Genomic DNA, 18,580 nt, shown 5'->3' on the forward strand with positions numbered 1-18,580 from the left:
GTGGAACGGATTTTACGGCTGGTGTCTCTGGCGTAGTATTCATTCATGATATTCAGAAATGGTGTAAAATCATTATCTGCCGGATTGGCACTGTCAACTCCGTTATTGACTGCAATAAAACGGACATTTTTCTTAGGAAACATCATTTCAGTATAGAAACCTACTTGCAGATAGTTTCTGCCAAATCGGGACATATCTTTGACGATCACTGTTCCCACCCTGCCAGCTTCAATCTCTGTCAGCAGAGAATTGAATGCCGGTCTGTTGAAGTTCGTTCCTGAATATCCATCATCACTGAAATGCTGAATATTATCAAATCCATGCTGTACTGCATAATCTTCCAGATACTTCTTCTGCAAGGACGATGCAAACCGCGCCATCAAAGTGGTGCACGATAAGTTCTTCGGCAACGAGGACTGACCGATCGGTCTTTCCTTTTTTGAAGCAGCGTGTTATACTATGGAAAATAGTGTAACGCGCTGCTTTTTTCAGCAGGCAGAAGGAGTTAGAAACGATGATTTATCACTGCGAGGATCACACCTGTAATTATTGGGATGAAGGCGAAAAGCTGCCGGAGCGCTGTCCGCAGTGCGGCCGGAAATTGCTGCGCGCCAACGAGGCCGATATGACCGGAGATGATTGGACGGCTTTAGGCAACACCCTTTGGGATGCAGAGGCATCGGATAAAAAGCGCATGGTGGATTGTTTTCGGAAAGCTGCATATCTCGGCAGCGCATGGGGCGTATGCAATCTGGGCATCTGCATGGAGCAGGGAAACGGCGTGGAGGCGGATCCGGTTCAGGCTTTTTGGCTTTATCAACAGGCGGTGGAAATGGGGAGCCTGAATGCGGTGTGCTGCTTGGGCGTGTGCTATCAATACGGCATTGGCACGGCTCCGGATGCGGAAAAGGCTGCCGAGTTATACTGCAAGGCGGCGGAATACGGTTCGCCCCGCGGACAGATGCTGCTCGCCCGCGCCTTCCACGACGGGATCGGCGTGGAAGCCGACGCTGCCGAGGCCGTGCACTGGGTGCGCGCGGCGGCGTATCAGCGCTACGGTGAAGGTATGTACCGGCTGGGCGTATGCTATGAATACGGCGACGGCGTGGAGCAAAACTGGGAGCAGGCTGTGCATTGGTTCCGCGAGGCGGCAGAGAGTGGCGTGAGCACGGCAATGACGGATCTGGGATACTGCTATGAAAAGGGCCGCGGCGTGGAGCAGAGTTGGGAGCAGGCCTTTTCCTGGTATCGCAGAGGTGCGGAGTGCGGCTATCCGGTTAGCATGAGCAATCTGGGCTTGTGCTATAAAAGGGGATATGGCGTGGATCAGAATTGGCAGGAAGCCATAAAATGGTATGAGCAGGGCGCACAGTGTGGCGATTTGCAATGCATGCATAATCTGGCATGCTGCTACGAGCGCGGCGAAGGCGTGGAACAGAACGAAGAAAGGGCGCTTTACTGGTATCGCCGCAGTGCCGAAGGCGGCAGCGGCGATGCCATGTGCAATCTTGGCCGGTGCTATAAAAGGGGACATGGCGTGGAGCAGAATTGGCAGGAAGCCGTAAAATGGTATGAGCAGGGCGCACAGTGTGGCCGTTTGCAATCCATGAATAATCTGGCATGCTGCTACGAGCGCGGCGAAGGCGTGGAACAGAACGAAGAAAGGGCGCTTTACTGGTATCGCCGCAGTGCCGAAGGCGGCAACGGCAGTGCCATGTGCAATCTTGGCCGGTGCTATAAAATGGGACATGGCGTGGAGCAGAATTGGCAGGAAGCCGTAAAATGGTATGAGCAGGGCGCACAGTGTGGCCATTTGCAATCCATGGATAATCTGGCATACTGCTACGAGTACGGCGAAGGCGTGGAACAGAACGAAGAAAGGGCGCTTTACTGGTACCGGCGGGGAGCTGAGGCAGGAAGTGATTACTGCATGTACTGCCTTGGCTGGAATTACAGCAATGGCGAAGGCGTGGAACAAAATATGACGGAAGCGATCCGTTGGTATACTGCTGCCGCCGAGGGCGGAAATGCTGATGCCATGCATGATCTCGGCTGGCTTTACGACCACGGCGAAGGCGTGGAACAGGATATGAAAAAGGCAATTTGCTGGTACGAACGAGCAGCAGAGCAGAACCACCCGGCTGCCATGAATAGCCTGGGCGAATGTTATGCGATGGGACGGGGCGTGCCGCGGGATTTGGAAACGGCCATGGAATGGTATCGCCGCGCGGCGGAGCTGGGCGAAGCCATGGCGGATTACAACATGGGATGGCATTTGGAGCAGGCAGGGAAGCTGTCTGAGGCGTATGCCCATTACCGCAAAGCTGCCGATGGGAATGACGACAGCGCCTGGTGGGCGTTGGGGCGTTTTTATGAAAACGGTGTCGTCGTTGCGCAGGACGGAAAGGAAGCGCGCCGCTGCTATGAAACTGGCGAGAAATTGGGCAGTGTGAAATGCAAAATGCGCTTGGCGCGCTGCAAGCTTTTGGGTATCGGCGACCGCAGGGAAAAGAAAGCCGGTTTGGATCTATGCCGTCAGGCGTTGGAATTGGCAAAGGAGAGCAGCGAAAAAGAAGATTACGGCTATGAAGCCGAAATGAATCTTTTGCGGCGTACCATTGCGGAAAACGAATCATAAAGGACGAAAAAAGGGACGCTTCGGCGCAATGTCATGATTCCGGTTATGATTTCATCAAATACAGAACCACGATTTTGTTTTGCGATCCGCAAATCTTTCAGTTTTCCAAGACCCATCAAATGATGAAAGTCCAGTTTGGAGAAGCCAATCACCAACTCTACGGTTTTTCCCTTTCGGCCAATAATGATCCGATATTGTATCTCCAACAAATTTTCAAATGCTTTTGCACACTTTTGTAATTTATCCATAAAACCTCTCTGTCCACATAAAGAAAGCCGCCCTGCAATGCAAGGCGGCTTTGAGCATTTTCTTTCGGCTTGCAGCCTACTCCGGTTTGAGGTTACTGCACAACCCCTACTGAAAGCTCTGCATAACAAGGCATTCCGGTACGCTATTATGCTTCAACGCTTTGGCAGACACACGCCGTTGCCTACCTTGTACTATTATTATATGCAACTTTAGAAAATATGTCAATCCCCATGAAAAATCAGAAAATATCTTCTCTGCTTATGAGAAAGGAGGCTCCATCTATGGCAACCACACGCATCATGCCCCTGCATATCGGCAAGGGGCGCACTGAGAGTCAGGCAATCAGCGATATTATTGATTATGTGGCAAATCCGCAAAAGACCGACAACGGAAAACTGATTACCGGCTATGGCTGTGACAGCCGGACCGCCGATGCGGAGTTTCTGCTGGCGAAGCGGCATGATTCTTGTAATTACCATAATAGAAGGACCTCCTCTCATAAATATTTTTGTTTTCGCTGAACTCTTTGCTTCTATCGTTGCAATAACTTTCTCCGCTAGGTATAATAAAAAAGAACATTCTACAACCTCAAAGGAGGGATTTCTATGATAGAACAGCTCATTGCTGAAGCAACAGAATGTGATTTCAAAGTTGCTCTCGAAACAAAAAAGCCAAAAAGCTGGTTAAAAAAGTGTCAGTTCCTTTTCCAATGGAATCGGCGGCACTCTGTTTTTCGGAGTCTCCGATGACCGGGAGCCTTTCGGCTTGTCCGATGTTCAAAAGGATGCTGAAGCGATCAGCCGCTTAATCAAAGAACGAATCACCCTAACTCCCGTATGTTCTGTACCCGGTGGAATGGCTTGGAAAAAGGCTCTATCTTTGATGATGCATTGGACGATAAAGAATACGAAGGGAATCTGATTTATCTACTGAAAAGCGGCAGTGAATTTATTCGCAATAATTCCAAAGTCCGTTTTGTCAAAGAGGCACAGTATCGGGTAGACAAGCCGGATTATGCTGAACGAGCTGTGACAGAGGCTCTTGTCAATGCGCTTATCCATCGTGATTATATTGTGCTTGGCAGCGAAATCCATATTGATATGTTTGATGATCGGGTGGAAATCACATCTCCGGGCGGTATGTTTGGCGGCGGCTCAATTCAGGAATCCGATATTTACAGTATCCGTTCCATGCGGCGAAACCCTGTGATTGCTGACCTGTTCCACCGCATGAAGTACATGGAACGCCGTGGAAGTGGCCTACGCAAAATCGTCAGTGAAACCGAAAAGCTGCCTGGATACACAGAGGCATATAAGCCCGAATTTTCCTCAACAGCGACAGATTTCAGAGTCATTTTGAAAAATGTGAATTACCATCTTAGTCAGAAAAACTTAGTCAGTGACCAAGTTAGTGATCAAGATAAATCACAGGACATCCTACACGCAGTCTTGGATTTTTGTATAACAGAAAAAAGCAAACAAGAAATTTGCTCGTTTATTGGTTATCGAAATCTCACTTATTTTACAAGAAAATATTTGAATCCTCTACTGGCAAGTGGCCAGCTTAAAATGACTATTCCAGATAAGCCAAACAGTCGAAAACAAAAATATATTACAGTTCGTTCCGAATAAACAGAGAAGCAGGGCATTGGGTCTCATCTCCCATTGTCCTGCTACTTTTCATTCTAAATTATATTCACATACCGGAAAGTTGAATGTCGGCGGGCATCAAGTCTACTCCCTCCAGGTGGTGCAGGATACCCTCGCCGGAATGAATCGGCTCATCCATCAGGATATGCCCCATAGCGTCCGACAGCGTAAAGGGCAACTTGTCCGGCTGGGGATTGCCTAAGCTGATCGTCAGGCTGCCTTGCGGGTCTCCGTCGATCAACAGGACTTTCTTTCCGGCCTGCGCCAGCCCGATTCCCAAGTTGGCACAGGTCGTTGTCTTGCCAACGCTTCTCCGCTCCCGCTCCGGTCGGCGCTGAACATGTGCCACTGGCACATAGCGCCCTTTCTGGTTGGCAATGGCGATGATTTGCGTGTTCATTGACTTCACCTCATTTCTGATTATTGCTGTTGCTTCTGGAAATAGAAAAAGCCGCCACTTCAAAATTAACAGTGAAGTGACGGCTCTTTCTATCGCCGGAATACGAGTTCCTGAAATGAAAAAAGCACCCAGCATTTATACTGTGTGCTACATCAAATTCATATTCAATTATTCAAATTAGCTCAAACTATGCCAAACTGCCACAGCCAAAAACGAGGGGAAGGAGGGCTGAAAAGCCCCCCCCAAAAAATCGGCTCTCGGTTAACCACTTTAGGAACCACTTCCCCCTCTTTTTGCCCTCTTTTTAGCCAGTTAACCACTTGCGGACCACTAAAAATTGGATGAAATCGGCTCTCGTTTTGCCAAATTTGGTCAAACCATATCAGCCCGTTTAGATATAGCAAAAGCCCGGAAAACCTTGATTTTCCGGGCTTTTGTAAACCTTTTGATATAGTCTGAGCAGTCGATTATCGCTTGCTGAACTGCGGAGCGCGACGAGCTGCTTTGAGACCGTACTCACCTATCCTTGGTCCAAAAAGTCCAGTATTTATGCGGGTTTTCTGGTTTTCCTCTCTCAGTAAACCCATAGGTAAACCCACGAAATCGCGAGATTTTTGGTGCCGTTTAACGCAGCCCGAATGCAGCATTCACAACGCTGCTTAATTTCTCAAGTTTATTATACTTGACTTTCGCATAGATGTCCATAGTCGTTTTGCTGTTCTCATGGCCTGCCAGATACTGCACCGTCTTTGGATCAACACCTTTGTAAATCAGATTGGTGATGTAGGTGTGCCGCAGCATGTGCGGAGTCACCTTGAAGTCCATCGTATACACCAGCTTGGGATTGTTCGGCTGATGCTCACCAAGCCTTGGCTTTATTCTATGCTTGATGGACTGCCCATTTACATAGGTGTAATAACAGCGTTCTGCGGTGGAACGGACTGTTATGTACTTCCAGACCCTCACAAACTGTGCTTCCGTCAAAACAGTTCCCTTTGAATTGGAGATCACATATTCCGATTCTGATTTTTCCCTTGCTTCCTTGAGACAGGCTACCAGGCATTTGGGAATCGGAACATCTCGCTTCGCTGTCGGAGTCTTCAAAAGTGTGTTGACCACCGGCTCACCGCCTTCCACATGCCATGCACGCCTTACAGAAATGTACGGCGTTTTTTCATCCAGGAATACGCAGTCCCATTGAAGTCCAAGAATCTCTTCTCTACGCAATCCCGCGTACAAGCCGATCATTACGAAAACATACGGTGGTAGCTCATGAATGCTATCCAGCAAAATGGCAGTCTGTTCATCCGTCAAAGCTTCGCGCCGTTTCGCAGGCTTTCCTCCTCTTGCGCAAATCGTTTTGGATGGATTCTCTTTGATCACCTTGCTCTCTTCTGCCGAATTAAAAATGTTCTTAATCAGCATATTGAGCTGACCATACATTCCGGAAGAACCTTTTGATAGAGGAACCATCAGCAGCCGCAGGTCATCTGTGGTCACCTCATCCATATACATCTGTCCAATCGGCCCCACGATGTACCGATTCACCATCCGCGCGTATCCCTCCAACGTATTGGTTCTTACCGTTCCAGACCGCATCAACAGCCATTTTTCGCAGTACTCTTCTACGGTCGGATTCTCTCTGTGGAAAACCACTTCCGCGATTTTCTTCTGGGCATCTTCCGCCCGGTCATATAATTCTTCGCGTGTCAGCCCATAAATCGCCACTCTCTTTCCGTCTGCATCTGTAATCCGGGTGCGGTAATACTGTACCCCTTTCATCATCACTGTTCCGTATTCCGGAAGTTCAGCAGGGCGCTTTTTTCCTTTAGCCATGTGTTCTCCTCCTCGTCTATCTTCATACATTGGGTGTTGCTACTCTTATTATCATGGCGTACACTACTTCCTTCAAGGATGTCGAATGTATGTAAAAAGGGCAGGGATTTTTGACCATCCCTGCCCCAAGTTTTTTCTGATTTACTCTTAATCCCACGATGCAAAAGCATCTTCCAGCACTCCTTCGAGCTGCTCTGGGCGATTATATTTCACCTTGGCGTAAATATCCATGGTGATCTTGCTGCTTTCATGACCGGCAAGATACTGAACTGTCTTCGGATCAACCGAAGCATGAATCAGATTCGTAATATAGGTGTACTGCGGCGATACGTCTTGTTCTCAATCTGCTGGATCGCTTCCTGTTCCTTCTGGTACAGTTCCTCTCTCGTTCTTGCATATAAGGAAACCCGCCGCCCCTGCTGATCTGTTACACGGGTGCGATAATACTGCGTTCCCTTCATACCCACCGTACCATAATCGGGAAGCATCATTCTTCTTGCCGCCATATCATTACCTCCAATCCTGTTGTTGCTTTCATTATTGCGGATTCATCGTCCATACTCAACGATGTCGATTTTTACCGCCGAAAGCTTCGAGGTTTGCGATATGTCGCAGCACGTTCCATCGGTTTTGCACGGTGCGTACATTTTGCAATGTACTCCTGAATCCCCACTTCCGTGAAATAAACGCAGCCGTTTTCCACATACTGAACATAGGAGATCAAACCGTCTGTTCTTGCAGCATCCAGTGTTTTTACGCTGATTCCCAGTATACTGGCTGCTTCCTTCCTTGTAATCAGTTTATCCATCGCCTTCTTCGCCTTCCTTTCGGCATTTGCCCTGTCTTTTTTTCTCTGCCTGTTCCGGAATGTAATAACCAAGCTGAATCCTTACAGCTTCGTCAATCCCACGCATCTGCCCCTTACTTACCCGCCCAAGATAGCGAATCACGCATATCTTGTCGCAGGTGTCGAGCTGTTCTGCCAATACCATAGACGGTTTTGCCAGTCCCTTTGCTTTACGGAGAAAGAAATGCGTTGGCTGCTTTCGCTTCTTCTCAATTTTCGATGTCAGCGGAGCAATCGTGATTGTCGGCGCATAATAATTACCGGCATCATTCTGAAGAACCACAACAGGACGAACACCGCCCTGCTTTGATCCAACCGGAACACCGAGATTGGCGAGATATAAATCACCTCGCCGATAAACCCAGTTTTCTTTCATTTTCTGTTGTCTCCAATCTCCATACACTGATATGGATAAAGCCTGCCAGGTATCATGCTGATACAGCACCCAGCAGTGCTTTCTGAAAATATGGTTTCTCTGTACTTTTTCTTATCACCCCAGAGATGTAGGATTTCTCACAGGCGGCAGTGTGCTTCACTGCTCCATTGGAATTTAACCATCCCGCCTTCCTTATGGCCGGACCGCGAATTACGGAAGTATCATTGTCCCTGTCTGGCTTTAGCACCGCCGCCGGTTGCAATCCGGCATTTGCTTCTGCGAAACCGCTATCGCCCCGATGGGATTCATGGCGTGCAGTCGAAGGCTCGACCAAACAGGAATGTACCTGAAGAATGAGTATTCAGTTTTCAAGGGACATCCGGACTTTCGTCCTTACAAAGTAAGTTTAACAAGAATCCTCCGGTTTCGCGTTGGCCTCGTAGGCGCACTTTGGTTGTCCTTGCAGGACTACATACGGTTCGTTTTGATTTTTTCAGTGTCCTATGCAGTCGGATTGGGGCAAAAAAAATGCCTCGTTGGTTTCCCAACGAGACATCGAAGACGATTCTATCTCATACGACTTCACATCATGCATCCGAAGATTTGTTTTACAAAATTCGCTTGGTTTTTTCCAGAACGCTTAAACTGATCATATGCTCCTTCCGCATGAATAATCAGCATTTCAATTTCTGGAGCAGTAATGACATTTACCACGTCAATTTTCTGCTCATATGCTTTACTCAATCGAAATTCCTCTCTGCGAGAATCCAAAATCCGTATCACAGAAATCTGCTTATCGAATCCTTTCCGTAAGTACTATGCATAAAAGCACAGCCGCAGAGTACATCTGTGGCTGTGTTTTGTGTTCAGTTGCTCACTGTTGCGTGGACTGGATATGGAGAGACAACATATCTCCCGATCTTACATGGGTTATCTTATCTACCATCACTCTGGCAGTTTGCCTTGCAGATATGTCGGCATCCCCACTGCGGTCGTATCCGGCCTGACCTTAAACATGGCTTTTTCAATCTACCTCCCTTATCGGTTTTCCGCGATATATTTCTCCGCCATGTGGACTGCCATCGCGCCGTCCGCCACGGCGGTGACCACCTGACGGAGGGGCTTCGTCCGCACGTCGCCCACGGCGTAAACGCCGGGAATACTGGTTTCCGTGGTCTCTCCGGCCACGATATAGCCGCCGCCGTCCAGCGCCAGTTGACCCACCGCCAGCGCCGTGGCGGGCTGTCGGCCCACGCTGACAAATACGCCGTCGCAGTCCACCACGCTTTCCTCACCGGTGACGGTGTCCCGCAGGCGTACGCCGGTCAGCCTGACCCCGGAAATCAGCGCGGAAACGGTGCTGTTCCAGCGGAATTCCACATTTTCGGCCTGTTCCAGTGGCTCGTGATAGATCTTGGTGGCCCGCAGGGTGTCTCTGCGGTGGACGAGGATCACCTTTTTCGCCACGCGGCTGAGAAGGAGGGCATCTGCCGCGGCGGAATTGCCGCCGCCCACCACGACCACCGTTTTGTCCTTGTAAAACATCCCATCGCAGGCGGCACAGTAGGCCACGCCCCGGCCCAACAGCTCCGTCTCTCCGGCAACGCCCAGCGTTCTGGGGTCTGCGCCGGTGGCCAGCACCACGGTTTTCCCCCGGAAGATCCCCTCGCTGGTCTCCACGAGCTTGGGAACCGCCGTCAGATCCATGCGGAGAACTTCCGCGTATTCGCTGCGTGCCCCAAAACGCTCCGCCTGCTTTTGCATCTTCTCCGCCAGAGAGAAGCCGTCGATCCCGTTCTCAAAGCCGGGGTAGTTGTCGATCTGCTCGGTCAGGGCCATCTGCCCGCCAGCAGACAGCTTTTCCAGCACAACGGTGTCCAGCCCCGACCGGGCCGCGTACAGGGCGGCGGTGTAGCCGCCCGGGCCGCCGCCCACCACGAGCATATCATAAACATGATTGTTGTTCATATCTGAACCCTCCGTTATTTCGCCAAGGCTTCCTGAATGAAGCGGTCGATCTCTGCCTTTGAGCCGGGCGCGGTGATGGAATCCACGGCCTTTCCGTTCCGGTACAGCACCAGAGTTGGGATGACCTCAATCCCCTCGGCCCCCGCCAGCCGCGGCTCCTCGTCAATATTGATCTTGCTGACAACGAGGCTGTCCGCGTATTCCTCTCCAATCTTCTCATACGCAGGGCCGATCCTCCGGCAATAGCCGCACCAGGGCGCCCAGAAATCCACCAAAACGGGCTTTTCGCCCCGGGTCGCCTGCTCAAACTGCTCCTGATTCATATTCATAGCTGCCATATCTGTCAGCTCCTTTCTTTTGTTTGGGTATTCTCAAGACTCCGTTCTCGCCTCACACCACATAGTGACCTCAACCTGAGATGACGGTACTCTGCCCTTGGGACATAAAGCAGATGAGTAAGACCATCATCTGTACGAGAATAGCTGCGGTTTGTTGCAGCTTATTCCGCGCAGAGCTCCGCCACAAGAGCGTCCATCTGCGCTTCGCTGGTTTGGTTCAGTGCGCCGCGCAGCGATACCTCCGTTTCACACAGTCGGAGTTCCTTCATCTTTTCCAACTCGGCGCGCATCAGCCGCGCGGCAGCAGGGGCCCATGAGCCGTTTTCCATGAGGCCAATCCGGCGGTTTCGGAATCCCTTTGTCTGTAAATGATCCAAAAAGGCCTTCATGGGCGGGAACAGTCCTCCGTCATAAGTGGAGCAGGCCAACACCAGTTTCCCGCAGTAGAACGCACTGGCAACAGCGTAGGAAAGATCTGTCACAGTGAGATCACATATGCTGACCTGCACGCCTTTTTTCTCTAATTTACCCTTGAGGGTCTTCGCCGCATGGGCAGTATTTCCATGGATGGATGCGTGGGCAATCAGTATGCTCTCCGATTCTTCTGGTTCCCATTGTGACCAGAGATCATAGAGCCGCAGACACTCCTCCAGCCCTTCTGTAAGCACGGGACCATGGAGCGGGCAGATCGTTTGGATCTCCAGCGCGGAGGTCTTTTTCAGCAGAGCCTGCACCTGTGCGCCATATTTCCCGATAATATTGTAATAATACCGTCGGGCCTGCGGCACCCAGGGGGCACGGGCAGTCCGTTCCAGTGAGCCAAAGCGTCCGAAGGCATCCGCCGAGAACAGGATTTTTTCCGTTTCCTCATACGCCGTCATCACCTCCGGCCAGTGTACCATCGGTGCCAGCAGGAAGCGCAGCCGGTGTGAGCCCAGAGAGATCGTGCTGCCCTCGCCAACCTCCAGCATACGGTCTTCCGACAATGCACCCGTGCCAAAGAACTGCTTGATCAGGGTAAATGTTTTCGCGTTTCCCACGATCTTCATCTCCGGGTACTCTTGCGCTATCCGCATGAGGCTGCCGGAATGATCCGGCTCCATGTGTGTGACCACAAGATAATCGGGGTTGCGCCCCCCCAACACCTGCGCTACATTGGAAAGCCATTCCTCCGCCGCCCGTGCGTCCACGCTGTCCATCACGGCGATTTTCTCGTCCAGAATGACATAGGAGTTGTAGCTCACTCCCATAGGCTGGACGGGGTACTGGTTTTCAAAGAGTGCCAATGTGTTATCATCCACCCCTACATAGCGGATGGCATCTGTTACCGTTCGGATATCCATATAAAAAATACCTCCTATTCTGATGTCTTTGGTTTTCTTATAAATCGTCTATCAGTGCGGTGCTCTTGGCGTAGGCGGTACTGCGTGCCTCAAAGAAATCGGTCTTGACCATATTGGCGTCAGCGTACTGGCTGACCCATTCCATGCTCTCCGGTTCGCTCTCAAAGCCCGGATACAATGCCGGATAGCCAAGGCTCGTCCAGCGAAGATTCCCGAGATAGCGGATGTAATCGCTAATCATCTGCCGGTTCAACCCCGGGATGTCGTCGCCGATCACATAATGCCCCCATGCGATCTCCTGCTCCACGCCCTCACGCATCATCTCGCGCAGCGCTTGTACGCTCTCGGCGGTGAACAACTCCGGCTGCTCCTTTTGCAGCTCCGTGATGATATTGCGGAACAGCCACAAGTGCGTGTTCTCGTCGCGGTTTATATAGCGGATCTCCTGCGCCGAGCCGGGCATCTTCCCGTTTCGGGAGAGATTGTAGAAGAACATAAAGCCGCTGTAAAAATAGATGCCCTCCAAAATATAGTTCGCCATCATCACGCGCAGCAGCGTGGGAGCGTCCTTCCGCTCCTGAAACTCGTTGTAGCAGTCCCCAATGAAGGTGTTGCGGCGCAGCAGATGCTCGTCCGTTTTCCATTGGTAGAGGATGTCATTGCGCTCCACGGGGGAACAGATGGTGTCGAGCATATAGCTGTAGCTCTGTGAGTGGACACACTCCTGAAACGCCTGAATGGACAGGCAGAGATTGACCTCGTTGGCTGTAATGTAGGCGCCGATATTAGGCAGGTTCGCTGTCTGAATGGAATCCAAAAAGACAAGAAAACTCAGAATTTTATCGTAGGCGCTGCGCTCGGCTGACAGCAGGCGGGGATAGTCCTTCACATCCTGCGAGAGATTGATCTCCTCAGGGATCCAAAAGTTGTTCATGGCCTGCCGGTACCAGTCGCTGACCCAAGCGTACTTCATATTGTTGAAGTCGTTGAGGTTGGTGGTATTGCCGCCGATCATGCGCCGCAGGCGCACATCAGGGTCGCCCTCCGGGTTAAAGAGGGGCTTTTTCTTCAGTTCCATCATGCTATCCTCCTTATGACGAGCAGCTTTCACAGGCCTCGACCTCAAGGGCCTTGCTGCGGACATAATAAATGGTCTTGACGCCGGCCCTCCACGCCTCCAAATACAGTCTGAGCACCTGACGCATGGAATAGTCATTGGTGATATAGAGATTCATGCTCTGCGCCTGGTCAATATGTCTCTGGCGAAGGCCCGCGGCGCGCACCGACCAGCTTTGGTCGATCAGATGCGCCGCCTTATAGTACCACCATGTATCCATAGAAAGCTCCGGAGCAACGCGGGGCAGCATGCTGCCCTTTTTTTCCTCTAAAAAGAATTTCTTCATAATTGGATCGATGCCTGCCGACGTGCCGGAGAGGATGGATGTGCTGGAAGTGGGTGCGACAGCCAGCAGATAGGCGTTGCGCATTCCCTGCACCGCCACCGTTTCCGCAAGCGCCCGCCACTTTTCTGAGGTATAACCTCGCTTTTCAAAATACGCGCCTGTCTGCCAGTCGCTGCCCTCAAAGAGCGCGTAGCGGCCCTTTTCCCGTGCCAGTGCTGTGTCCGCCTTGATGGCGGCGTAGTTGATATGCTCGAACACCGCGTCGGTGAAGGCAAGGTGCTCATCGCTCTCCCAACGGATGCCGCGCTTTGCCAGCATGTGGTGGTAGCCGCTGACGCCCAGGCCGATGCTGCGGTACTTCTGATTGGTAAGCCGCGCGTATTCCAACGGGTAGAAGTTGAGGTCGATCACATTATCCAGTGCGCGGATGGCCGTTTCCACCGTGCGTTCCATATAGGCCTCATCCTCCACCGGCAGATTACCGAGAGACAGACTCGCCAGGTTGCAGACCACAAACTCACCGGGGCGTGTGGCCGTCACCACCACTGTGTCGCCGTTCTCCGTGTGCACCTCAGTGCTGATATGCTCGATGGGCGCCATGTTCTGCGCGATCTCCGTGCAGAGATTGGAGCAATAGATCATTCCCGTGTGGCCGTTTGGGTTCATACGATTTACGCTGTCGCGGTTGAAGGCGAAGGGCGTGCCGGTCTCCACTGCCGAGCGAAGCACCAGCCGCACGATGTCCTTGACGGTGACGCTGCGCTTTTCGATGCGCGGGTCATTGACGCAGTCCAGATACCGCTTCTCCCATTCTGTACCCCAGTAATCCTCCAGTGCGTAGCCCTTGACCGTGAGGATCTCATGCGGACACATGAGATGCCACGGCGCGTCTATGTTCTCCTCCGCCAGTCGCCAGAAGAGATCCGGATAGCACACGGCGGGAAACACATCATGCGCCTTCATGCGGTCGTCGCCGTTGTTGGTGCGCAGTTGAAGGAATTCAGGCAGATCCCGGTGCCATGCGTCTAAGTAAACCGCCGCAGCGCCCTGCCGCATCCCCAACTGATCCACCGCCACGGCGGTGTCGTTGACCAACCGGATCCAGCGGATAACACCGCCCGCCGCCCCTTGAAAGCCGCGGATGGTGCTGCCTGCAGCGCGCACCTTACCGAAGTACATCCCCATTCCACCGCCAAATTTAGAGACCTTTGCGAAGTTGTCCAGCGAGCGGTAGATGCCGTCCAGACTGTCCGGCACAGTGTCCACAAAGCAGCTTGAAAGCTGATGGTAGGGCTTTCGTGCGTTGGACATGGTAGGTGTCGCCATCGTGACCTCCATACGGCTGAGCATATCGTAAAAGCGTTTTACCCACCCCATGCGGTCAGAGCCTTCGTTCATAGCAAGATGCAGCGCGATACCCAAAAACATCTCCTGCGGTGTTTCCAGCGGCACGCGGCTGCGTGACTGGATCACATAGCGTTTGAGCAGCAGGTCAAGGCCGGAGTAGGTGAACAGCTCGTCCCGTTCCGGGCAGAGAAAGTCCTCCGCCATAGCGATCTCCTCGTGGGTATAATGGGCAAGAATATAGTCACCGTAGAGTCCCTTATCCGTCAGATAGCGAAGCCTGCCATAGAGGTCGCCGACGCCGCGCCCCTCCCATTCCTGTGCGTTGCGACAGCGAAAGGAGTGGTTCAGAAGCCGCGCCGCGATGAACTCCCACTTGGGTGCCTCTGCCGTAGTCAGCTCTACCGCTGCCTTGGTCAGTGCCTCAGCCCTCTCATCCTCCGTCATGCCCGGGCGACAGAAGCTCTCAAACTTCATTTGAAGCGCCGCGAGGGAGTAGATTTCCTCGGTAAAATCCATCTGGATACGGCGCAGCACCTCGTCAAGCGAGTTATCCCCCACCGTCTGCGCGATGGTATGCCGGACGCGGCGCAGCGCAGACCGCTTTTCGCGATAGAGGATGTACGCCTTGGCCACCTCATAGTGTCCGCGCTCCATGAGCGTCCGCTCCACCTCGTCCTGCACACGTTCCACGGTGAGCGGTACTGTGACGGAGAGATTGTCGAGAACGGCAGTGAGGATCTCCTCCAGCTCTCCGCCCCCAATCTCCCTTCCCTGTCCATCAAACGCTTTTTTCATAGCGTTGAAAATTTTCTCCTGTTGAAAAGGAACAGACTTCCCGTTTCGTTTTCTGATCTCCATTTCGATCCTCTCATCTTCTCCGGTCACTTCTCATGTCCTTTTGGGCAAAGAGCGGGCAAGCGCAGTATCACGCTTGCCCGCTCTGTTTTTGAAAGCCGGTTTTTCTGCAGCCGACACGGCGGGGCTGTTTGTTGTCTGTTGTCTTGGTTTTGGCTTTCCTGCCAGTTACTTCATAGATTCCAGAATGGCGTCCGCCAGCGCTTCCAGCTCAGTGCGCTTGTCCGCGCCCATGGACGATGCGAGGCTGAGCCGCTCGTTGAGCACCGTCATGTTTTTAAGCTCGTCGTTGACGAATTTCTGCATGAGGTCGCCGGACTTCACCGCCCACGAGCCGTTTTCAATGATGGCAAAGGTGCGGTTTTGCAGATTCAGCGCCTTCATGTCCATGAGGAAGTCGTGCATGGCGGGGTAGATGCCGAGGTTGTAGGTCACGGAGGCCAGAACGATGTGACTGTACTTGAAGGCCTCGGAGATCAGCTGGGAGACATGGGTGGAGGACACATCGTACATCGCCACCTTGCTCATGCCCTTGTCGCAGAGCGACGCCGCCAGAGCCTGCGCCGCGTTCTCCGTGTTGCCGTACATGGAGGCGTAGACGATGAGCACGCCCTGGGTTTCAGGGGCATAGCGGCTCCAGGTGTCGTACTTTTCGATGAACCAGCCCAGATCCTTGCGCCACACGGGGCCGTGGAGCGGGCAGATATACTTGATCTGATCCAAAACGCCGCCGGCCTTTTTCAGCAGGAGCTGGATGTGGGGACCGTACTTGCCCACGATGTTAGTGAGGTAGCGGCGGGCGTCGTCCAGCCAGTCCCGCTCGAAGTCCACCTCATCGGCAAACAGCTTGCCGTCCAGCGCGCCGAAGGTGCCGAAAGCGTCGGCGGAAAAGAGGACGCCGTCGGTAACGTCGAGGGTCACCATGGCCTCCGGCCAGTGGACCATAGGCGCACCCACAAAGGTGACGGTGTGCTTACCGAAGGAGAAGGTATCGCCCTCCTTCACCTCGATGCACTCATGCCCGTCCACATGGAAGCCGAACTGACGCATGAGCATGAAGGCCTTCTCGTTGGAGATCAGCTTCACCTTGGGATGGCGCAGCAGGATCTCCTCGATGCAGGCGGCGTGATCCGGCTCCAGATGGTTGACCAGCAGGTAGTCCAGCTCGCGGCCGTTCAGCACATATTCTAAATTTTCCAAAAGCTGGCGGCAGGCAGACCAGTCCACCGTGTCAAAAAGCACCGTCTTTTCGTCCAACAGGCAGTAAGCGTTGTAGCTTACGCCCCGGGGAATGGGAAAGCAGTTTTCAAACAAGGCCAGGCGATGGTCGTTGGCGCCTACCCAATAGAGATCATTTGTTACTTTACGCACGCAATACATCTTATCTTACCTCCTTCACGGCTCAAGCCTTTATAAATTGATCCTTCGCCTCCGCGCACTCGGGGCACACCCACTCGGCGGGAAGCTGCTCAAAGAGCGTACCGGGCGCGATTTCGCTGTCCTCGTCGCCCAGCTCCGGCACATACTCGTAACCGCAGCCGCCGCAGACATAGCGGTCGCCGATGGGGGTGGGCTTCGGCGGCGTGGGCCGCTTCATCTTCACCATGGGCGGCGCGGGCTGCTTCTCTCCGCTGTCCAGCGCGGCGGCCAGCAGAGGCAGGATCTCCGCCACATCGCCCACGATGCCGTAGTCGCAGTTCTTAAAAATGGGGGCGTTGCCGTTTTTATTGATGGCCACGATGGTGGAGGCGTCCTTGATACCCTTGAGGTGCTGGGTCGCGCCGGAGATGCCGCAGGCAATGTAGAGGTTACCGGTGAACTTCTGACCGGACATACCCACATAGCGGTTCAGGGGCAGATACTTGAGGGTCTCCGCCACGGGGCGGGAGGAACCGATGGCCGCGCCGGCGGCCTTGGCCAGCGTCTCTACCAGCTTCATGTTCTTTTTCTCTCCGATGCCCTTGCCCGCGGAGACTACGCGCTCCGCCTGCGGAATCGGCGTATCCATGGGGATGCCCACGGAGAAGTCGTGGCCGTCCTTTTTCAGCGCCGCCACAAGGTCGGCCACCTGCTGGGCGGCATCCCCCTCCCGGAAGATGGTCATTTTGCGGATACCGGTGATGGGCGCGGGCTTCTTGGCTGCCGAGCGTCTCTCGCCGCCGGAGCTCTTGCCCAGCCTGCCCACCAGATGGGAGGCGATGACCACCCGCTGGATCTCGTTGGTGCCCTCGTAGATGGTGGTAATCTTGGCGTCACGGTAGGCCCGCTCTACCTCCATGCCCTTGAGGAAGCCGCTGCCGCCGTGGATCTGCAAGGCGTCGTTGGTGACCTCCAGCGCGATGTCCGAGGCGTACATCTTCGCCATGGCAGACTCCATGCCGTAGGGCGCGTGCTGCTCCTTCAGCTCCGCCGCGGAGTAGATAAGGAACCGGGCGCAGCGCAGCTTGGTGGCCATATCCGCCAGCTTGAAGGCGATGCTCTGCTGGGCCGCGATAGGCTTACCGAACTGGATGCGCTCCTTGGAATAGCTCAAGGCCTGTTCAAACGCGCCCTGAGCGATGCCCAGCGCCTGGGCGGCGATGCCAATGCGTCCGCCGTCCAGCGTGGACATGGCGATCTTAAAGCCGTCCCCCTCCTTGCCCAGCAGATTTTCCTTGGGGACCTTTACATCGTTGAAGATCAGCTCCGCTGTGGAGGAGGAGCGAATACCCATCTTGTCATAGTGATCGCCGAACTCAAAGCCCTTCCAGCCCTTCTCCACGATGAAGGCGGAGATGCCCCGGGTGCCGATGTCCGGAGTGGTGACGGCGAAAACCACATAGGTGTCCGCCTTGGGAGCGTTGGTGATGAAGATCTTGCCGCCGTTAAGGAGGTAGTAATCCCCCTTGTCCAGCGCGGTGGTCTCCGTGCCGCCGGCATCGGAGCCGGCGTTGGGCTCCGTCAGGCCGAAGGCGCCGATTTTCTCGCCCTTGGCCAGCGGGATCAGATATTTCTTCTTCTGCTCCTCGGTGCCGTAGGCGAAAATGGGCCACGAGCCGAGGGAGACATGGGCGGAAAGGATCACGCCCGCGCCGCCGTCCACACGGGCCAGCTCCTCCACCGCGATGGCGTAACTCAGGGCGTCAAGACCGGCGCCGCCGTACTCCTTGGGGTAAGGAATGCCCATCCAGCCCAGCTTACCCAGCTTCTTGACAGCCTCCTCGGGAAACTCATTGTTCTGGTCCATCAGAAATGCGAGGGGCTTGATCTCCTCCTCCGCAAAGCTCCGGATCTTCGCGCGCAGCTCTTCGTGCGCCGCCGTGGTTTGAAATAGCATACAGGTTACCTCCTC

Annotated in this window: 15 protein-coding genes and 4 pseudogenes; 3 read left to right on the forward strand and 16 right to left on the reverse strand. The window is 53.5% G+C overall.

What is annotated here, in order from left to right; all coding sequences use genetic code 11:
- The coding region (locus DW826_RS14705) for a recombinase family protein (protein ID WP_242994113.1) at window positions 1–380 on the reverse strand (380 nt) is incomplete at its 3' end.
- Between the two features lie 134 nt (window positions 381–514).
- Here DW826_RS14705 and DW826_RS14710 point away from each other — a divergent pair.
- The gene (locus DW826_RS14710; RefSeq protein ID WP_117553098.1) at window positions 515–2,638 is read left to right on the forward strand and encodes a tetratricopeptide repeat protein; all 2,124 of its coding nucleotides are present in this window, start codon (window positions 515–517) and stop codon (window positions 2,636–2,638) included.
- On the opposite strand, the gene DW826_RS14715 is transcribed toward DW826_RS14710, so the two are convergent.
- Window positions 2,584–2,886, reverse strand: a complete 303-nt coding sequence (locus DW826_RS14715) for a PBECR4 domain-containing protein (RefSeq protein WP_242994114.1) — start codon at window positions 2,884–2,886, stop codon at window positions 2,584–2,586. The two genes, DW826_RS14710 and DW826_RS14715, sit on opposite strands and share 55 nt — an antisense overlap.
- A gap of 282 nt (window positions 2,887–3,168) precedes the next feature.
- Here DW826_RS14715 and DW826_RS19005 point away from each other — a divergent pair.
- Window positions 3,169–3,345: pseudogene (locus DW826_RS19005) on the forward strand (relaxase); the annotation flags it as partial.
- A 147-nt stretch (window positions 3,346–3,492) separates the two neighbouring features.
- Window positions 3,493–4,518: pseudogene (locus DW826_RS14725) on the forward strand (ATP-binding protein).
- A gap of 67 nt (window positions 4,519–4,585) precedes the next feature.
- Here the strand turns inward: DW826_RS14725 and DW826_RS14730 are convergent.
- From DW826_RS14730 to DW826_RS14810, 14 genes and pseudogenes are all read right to left on the reverse strand, one after another.
- Window positions 4,586–4,936, reverse strand: a pseudogene (locus tag DW826_RS14730) (AAA family ATPase); the annotation flags it as partial.
- A 624-nt stretch (window positions 4,937–5,560) separates the two neighbouring features.
- Window positions 5,561–6,772, reverse strand: a complete 1,212-nt coding sequence (locus DW826_RS14740) for a site-specific integrase (RefSeq protein ID WP_117553099.1) — start codon at window positions 6,770–6,772, stop codon at window positions 5,561–5,563.
- Window positions 6,773–6,919: 147 nt separating this feature from the next.
- Window positions 6,920–7,105, reverse strand: a pseudogene (locus tag DW826_RS18710) (site-specific integrase); the annotation flags it as partial.
- Entirely contained in the window at window positions 7,069–7,278 is a 210-nt protein-coding gene (locus DW826_RS14755; protein WP_242994115.1) for a hypothetical protein, read from the reverse strand. The gene DW826_RS14755 and the pseudogene DW826_RS18710, both read right to left, overlap by 37 nt.
- Before the next feature lie 71 nt (window positions 7,279–7,349).
- Window positions 7,350–7,580 (reverse strand): hypothetical protein, encoded by a 231-nt coding sequence (locus DW826_RS14760; protein WP_002576363.1) that lies wholly within the window; start codon window positions 7,578–7,580, stop codon window positions 7,350–7,352.
- Window positions 7,573–7,995 (reverse strand): type II toxin-antitoxin system PemK/MazF family toxin, encoded by a 423-nt coding sequence (locus DW826_RS14765; RefSeq protein WP_117484750.1) that lies wholly within the window; start codon window positions 7,993–7,995, stop codon window positions 7,573–7,575. Before DW826_RS14765 ends, DW826_RS14760 begins: the two co-directional genes overlap by 8 nt.
- 582 nt (window positions 7,996–8,577) lie before the next feature.
- Window positions 8,578–8,739, reverse strand: a complete 162-nt coding sequence (locus DW826_RS19010) for a hypothetical protein (protein ID WP_242992203.1) — start codon at window positions 8,737–8,739, stop codon at window positions 8,578–8,580.
- 294 nt (window positions 8,740–9,033) lie between these two features.
- The gene (gene trxB, locus DW826_RS14780; protein WP_117553101.1) at window positions 9,034–9,963 is read right to left on the reverse strand and encodes a thioredoxin-disulfide reductase; all 930 of its coding nucleotides are present in this window, start codon (window positions 9,961–9,963) and stop codon (window positions 9,034–9,036) included.
- A gap of 14 nt (window positions 9,964–9,977) precedes the next feature.
- Entirely contained in the window at window positions 9,978–10,301 is a 324-nt protein-coding gene (locus tag DW826_RS14785) for a thioredoxin family protein (protein WP_107000750.1), read from the reverse strand.
- Between the two features lie 161 nt (window positions 10,302–10,462).
- A complete protein-coding gene (locus tag DW826_RS14790) occupies window positions 10,463–11,644 on the reverse strand; it encodes an MBL fold metallo-hydrolase (RefSeq protein WP_117470959.1) in 1,182 nt (393 codons plus the stop codon).
- 37 nt (window positions 11,645–11,681) lie between these two features.
- Window positions 11,682–12,725 carry a ribonucleotide-diphosphate reductase subunit beta gene (locus tag DW826_RS14795; protein ID WP_098924544.1) on the reverse strand — a complete coding sequence of 348 codons (1,044 nt, stop codon included), beginning with the start codon at window positions 12,723–12,725 and terminating at the stop codon, window positions 11,682–11,684.
- Window positions 12,726–12,735: 10 nt separating this feature from the next.
- Window positions 12,736–15,252, reverse strand: coding sequence for a ribonucleoside-diphosphate reductase subunit alpha (locus DW826_RS14800; protein WP_181968088.1), 2,517 nt, complete (start codon window positions 15,250–15,252; stop codon window positions 12,736–12,738).
- 165 nt (window positions 15,253–15,417) lie between these two features.
- Window positions 15,418–16,629: an FprA family A-type flavoprotein gene (locus tag DW826_RS14805; RefSeq protein ID WP_117470962.1), complete on the reverse strand. Its 1,212-nt coding sequence runs from the start codon at window positions 16,627–16,629 to the stop codon at window positions 15,418–15,420.
- A 22-nt stretch (window positions 16,630–16,651) separates the two neighbouring features.
- Window positions 16,652–18,565, reverse strand: coding sequence for an acyl-CoA dehydrogenase family protein (locus tag DW826_RS14810; protein ID WP_117470963.1), 1,914 nt, complete (start codon window positions 18,563–18,565; stop codon window positions 16,652–16,654).
- Window positions 18,566–18,580: the final 15 nt, after the last annotated feature.

It is taken from the genome of Clostridium sp. AM34-11AC, from assembly GCF_003435375.1.
GTDB lineage: Bacteria > Bacillota > Clostridia > Lachnospirales > Lachnospiraceae > Pilosibacter > Pilosibacter fragilis.

Excerpts from the sequence above, each read along its gene's own strand:
- DW826_RS14710 (WP_117553098.1), top strand. The coding sequence starts at position 515 with ATGATTTATCACTGCGAGGATCACACCTGTAATTATTGGGATGAAGGC.
- DW826_RS14715 (WP_242994114.1), bottom strand. The coding sequence starts at position 2,886 with ATGGATAAATTACAAAAGTGTGCAAAAGCATTTGAAAATTTGTTGGAG.
- DW826_RS14740 (WP_117553099.1), bottom strand. The coding sequence starts at position 6,772 with ATGGCTAAAGGAAAAAAGCGCCCTGCTGAACTTCCGGAATACGGAACA.
- DW826_RS14755 (WP_242994115.1), bottom strand. The coding sequence starts at position 7,278 with ATGGCGGCAAGAAGAATGATGCTTCCCGATTATGGTACGGTGGGTATG.
- DW826_RS14760 (WP_002576363.1), bottom strand. The coding sequence starts at position 7,580 with ATGGATAAACTGATTACAAGGAAGGAAGCAGCCAGTATACTGGGAATC.
- DW826_RS14765 (WP_117484750.1), bottom strand. The coding sequence starts at position 7,995 with ATGAAAGAAAACTGGGTTTATCGGCGAGGTGATTTATATCTCGCCAAT.
- trxB (WP_117553101.1), bottom strand. The coding sequence starts at position 9,963 with ATGAACAACAATCATGTTTATGATATGCTCGTGGTGGGCGGCGGCCCG.
- DW826_RS14785 (WP_107000750.1), bottom strand. The coding sequence starts at position 10,301 with ATGGCAGCTATGAATATGAATCAGGAGCAGTTTGAGCAGGCGACCCGG.
- DW826_RS14790 (WP_117470959.1), bottom strand. The coding sequence starts at position 11,644 with ATGGATATCCGAACGGTAACAGATGCCATCCGCTATGTAGGGGTGGAT.
- DW826_RS14795 (WP_098924544.1), bottom strand. The coding sequence starts at position 12,725 with ATGATGGAACTGAAGAAAAAGCCCCTCTTTAACCCGGAGGGCGACCCT.
- DW826_RS14800 (WP_181968088.1), bottom strand. The coding sequence starts at position 15,252 with ATGGAGATCAGAAAACGAAACGGGAAGTCTGTTCCTTTTCAACAGGAG.
- DW826_RS14805 (WP_117470962.1), bottom strand. The coding sequence starts at position 16,629 with ATGTATTGCGTGCGTAAAGTAACAAATGATCTCTATTGGGTAGGCGCC.
- DW826_RS14810 (WP_117470963.1), bottom strand. The coding sequence starts at position 18,565 with ATGCTATTTCAAACCACGGCGGCGCACGAAGAGCTGCGCGCGAAGATC.